This window comes from Streptomyces sp. NPDC059371, from assembly GCF_042751995.1.
In the GTDB taxonomy this organism is placed as follows: Bacteria; Actinomycetota; Actinomycetes; order Streptomycetales; family Streptomycetaceae; genus Streptomyces.
The window spans coordinates 69381-73269 of the sequence record NZ_JBHYXD010000043.1; the positions used below are offsets into that span (position 1 = coordinate 69381).

Below are 3889 nucleotides of genomic sequence, written 5' to 3' on the forward strand. Positions count from 1 at the left end.
GGGGGGGGGGGGGGGGGGGGGGGGGGGCCCCCCCCCCCCCCCCCGGCCCCCCCGCCCCGCCCGGCGCGGGGGTGGCGCGGGGGGGCCTTCGCTTGCGCGGTGCGGACGGCTACGCCTCGGGGAGGCCGTCGAGCTGGGTCTGAATGCGGGCGATGTCCTCGTCCGCCTTGGCGAGCCGGCCGCGGATCTTGTCCACGACGTTGTCCGGCGCCTTGGCGAGGAACGCCTCGTTGCCGAGCTTGGCGTTCGCCTGGGCCTTCTCCTTCTCGGCGGCCGCGAGGTCCTTGGCCAGACGCTTGCGCTCGGCGGCCACGTCGATCGTGCCCGACAGGTCGAGCGCGACCGTGGCACCCGCCACCGGCAGGGTCGCCGTGGCCGAGAAGCTCTCGCCCTCCGGCTGGAGCCGCAGGAGCTGGCGGATGGCCGCCTCGTGCGGGGCCAGCGCGGTCCCGTCGAGGGTCAGCCGGGCCGGGACCCGCTGGCCGGGCTGGAGGCCCTGGTCGGCACGGAAGCGGCGGACCTCCGTGATGACCTGCTGGAGCTTCTCGATCTCCCGCTCGGCGGCGGCGTCACGGAAGCCTCCCTGCGCCTCGGCGCCGGGAACGGACACGGCCTTCGGCCACTCCGCGATGACGACCGACTCGCCGCCCGTGAGAGTGGTCCAGAGGGTCTCCGTGACGAACGGGACGATCGGGTGGAGGAGACGGAGGGTGACGTCCAGGACCTCGCCGAGGACCCGGCCGGAGACCTTCGCGGGCTCGCCGCCCGCCATGAACGTCGTCTTGGACAGCTCGACGTACCAGTCGAAGACCTCGTCCCACGCGAAGTGGAACAGCGCGTCCGACAGCTTGGCGAACTGGAAGTCGTCGTACAGGGCGTCGACTTCGGCGACCGTGGCGTTCAGCCGGGACAGGATCCAGCGGTCGGTGGCCGACAGCTCCTCGGCGGGCGGGAGTTCACCCTCGACCGTCGCGCCGTTCATCAGCGCGAAGCGGGTGGCGTTCCAGATCTTGTTGGCGAAGTTGCGCGAGCCCTGGACCCAGTCCTCGCCGATCGGCACGTCGACGCCGGGGTTGGCGCCGCGCGCGAGCGTGAACCGCAGGGCGTCACTGCCGTACTTGTCCATCCAGTCCAGCGGATTGACCGCGTTCCCGAAGGACTTGGACATCTTCTTGCCGAACTGGTCGCGGACCATGCCGTGCAGGGCGATGGTGTGGAACGGCGGGGTGCCGTCCATCGCGTACAGGCCGAACATCATCATCCGGGCGACCCAGAAGAAGAGGATGTCGTAGCCGGTGACCAGGACGGAGTTCGGGTAGAACTTCGCGAGGCTCTCGGTCTGTTCGGGCCAGCCGAGCGTGGAGAACGGCCACAGGCCGGAGGAGAACCAGGTGTCGAGGACGTCGGTGTCCTGGTGCCAGCCCTCGCCCGTCGGGGCCTCGTCGTCGGGACCGACGCAGACGATCTCACCGTTCGGCCCGTACCAGACGGGGATCCGGTGGCCCCACCACAGCTGCCGCGAGATGCACCAGTCGTGGAGGTTGTCGACCCAGTCGAAGTACCGCTTCTCCATCTCCTGCGGGTGAATCTTGACGCGGCCGTCGCGGACCGCGTCGCCCGCGGCCTTCGCGAGGGGGCCGACCTTGACCCACCACTGCATGGACAGGCGCGGCTCGATGGTGGTCTTGCAGCGCGAGCAGTGGCCGACGGAGTGGCTGTAGGGCCGCTTCTCGGCGACGATCCGGCCTTCGGCGCGCAGGGCGCCGACGATGGCGGAACGGGCCTCGAGCCGGTCCAGGCCCTGGAAGGGGCCGGGGACCGTGATGATCGCGTGCTCGTCCATGACGGCGATGTTGGGCAGGCCGTGGCGCTGCCCGATCTCGAAGTCGTTCGGGTCGTGAGCGGGCGTCACCTTGACGGCGCCGGTGCCGAACTCGGGGTCGACGTGCTCGTCCGCGACGACCGGGATGGAACGGTCGGTCAGCGGCAGCCTGATGAGCTTGCCGACGAGGTGCTTGTACCGCTCGTCGCCCGGGTGGACGGCGACGGCGGTGTCACCGAGCATCGTCTCGGCACGGGTGGTGGCGACGACGATGGACTCGTCCCCCTCCCCGTACTTCATGGAGACCAGCTCGCCGTCGTCGTCCTGGTACTCGACCTCGATGTCGGAGATGGCGGTCAGACAGCGCGGGCACCAGTTGATGATGCGCTCGGCGCGGTAGATCAGCTCGTCGTCGTAGAGCTTCTTGAAGATGGTCTGGACGGACTGGGACAGGCCCTCGTCCATCGTGAAGCGCTCGCGCGACCAGGCGACGCCGTCACCGAGGCGGCGCATCTGGCCGGAAATCTGCCCGCCGGACTCGGCCTTCCACTGCCAGACGCGCTCGACGAACGCCTCCCGGCCGAGGTCGTGCCGCGACTTGCCCTCCTTGCCCAGCTCGCGCTCGACGACGTTCTGCGTGGCGATGCCGGCGTGGTCCATGCCGGGCTGCCACAGCGTCTCGAAGCCCTGCATGCGCTTGCGGCGCGTGAGGGCGTCGATGAGGGTGTGTTCGAAGGCGTGCCCGAGGTGCAGGCTGCCGGTGACGTTCGGCGGCGGGATGACCACCGTGAACGGAGGCTTGTCGCTCTTCGCGTCCGCCTCGAAGTAGCCACGCTCTACCCAGCGCTCGTACAGCGGCCCCTCCACATCGGCCGGCGCGTACTGGGTCGGCAGTTCGGGGATGGGCTCTGATGGCTGCTGCTGAGCGTTCTCGGTCACGGGATCAGTTTAGAGGCGTCACGCCCCGGTCCCGAAACGGGATTACTTCGTAACGGTGCACCCCCTGCGGACCTGGTTGTCCGACCTGTGCGTCAGGATGTCAGGAACACATAAGGCATCTGGAGGGGAACCCAGAAATGAGCTACAACCAGCCGGGCCCGTACGGCGGGCAGCCCCAGCAGCCCGGACCCTACGGTCAGTCGGGCGGCCAGCCTGGCCCCTACGGCCAGCAGCCGCCCGCCCCTCAGCCCGGCTACGGCTACCCCCAGCAGGCTCCCCCGGCGCAGCCCGGCTACGGCTACCCCCCGCAGGCTCCGGGTGTCCCGCCGCAGACTCCCCCGTACGGCCAGCCGCCGGCCTACGGGCAGCAGCCTCCCTACGGCACGGTCCCGATGCCGCCCGAGCCGTCCGGCGGCAAGAAGAAGACGGCCCTGATCATCGGTGGCGTGGCCGTGGTCGCGGCCATCGCGGTGGCCGCGTACCTCGTGCTCGGGGGCAGCAGCAGCTCCGACGTGGCCGACGACGGCCCGCACAAGCTGACGACGCCGGCATCGGTCCTCGGTGGCGAGTACAAGAAGTCCAGCGACAGCAGCGACAGCGGCGGCGGCATGACCAAGGACGACCTCAAGGACGCCGAGGGCTGGGGTGTGAAGAACCCCAAGGACGTCAACGCGGCCTACCAGTCGGGGGACAAGAGCAACCCGCTGGCGGCGAAGCAGATCTCGTTCGGCGGTGTCTGGGGAACCATCGACGACCCGGAGAAGACCGTCGACAACATGTTCGCCGACATGAAGACGAACCAGGAGAAGGAAGGCACCAAGGACGGCGAGCTCGTCGGCAGCCCGAAGGCGTACACGCCGAGCGCGCTCGACGGTGCCGTCCTCAAGTGCCAGGAGATCAAGGTCAAGAACGACTCCTCCAGCACGGGTGCCGCCGGGCCGAAGGAGTTCACGATGCCGGTCTGCATCTGGGGCGACCACAGCACGCTGGGCTTCGTGATGCCGATCGACTTCGCGAGCATGATGGCCGGAAAGGGCAGCACGCCCGAGGCCGCGGCCGAGATCACCGCGAAGCTCCGCAAGGACGTCCGCCAGAAGATCTGACGCCGTCCGCGGAACAGGTTCGACG

Annotated in this window: 2 protein-coding genes; one reads left to right on the forward strand and one right to left on the reverse strand. The window is 69.7% G+C overall.

The window, feature by feature from the left end; translation table 11 throughout:
- Positions 1 to 109: 109 nt before the first annotated feature.
- Complete coding sequence (locus ACFXGX_RS23640) at positions 110 to 2761, reverse strand: valine--tRNA ligase (protein ID WP_384794589.1); 2652 nt, start codon at positions 2759 to 2761, stop codon at positions 110 to 112.
- Positions 2762 to 2898: 137 nt separating this feature from the next.
- Between ACFXGX_RS23640 and ACFXGX_RS23645 the strand changes: the two genes are divergently transcribed.
- Positions 2899 to 3864: a hypothetical protein gene (locus ACFXGX_RS23645; RefSeq protein ID WP_384794591.1), complete on the forward strand. Its 966-nt coding sequence runs from the start codon at positions 2899 to 2901 to the stop codon at positions 3862 to 3864.
- Positions 3865 to 3889: the final 25 nt, after the last annotated feature.

Bases quoted from the DNA above. Each gene is read 5' to 3' on its own strand.
- ACFXGX_RS23645 (WP_384794591.1), top strand. From the start codon at position 2,899: ATGAGCTACAACCAGCCGGGCCCGTACGGCGGGCAGCCCCAGCAGCCC.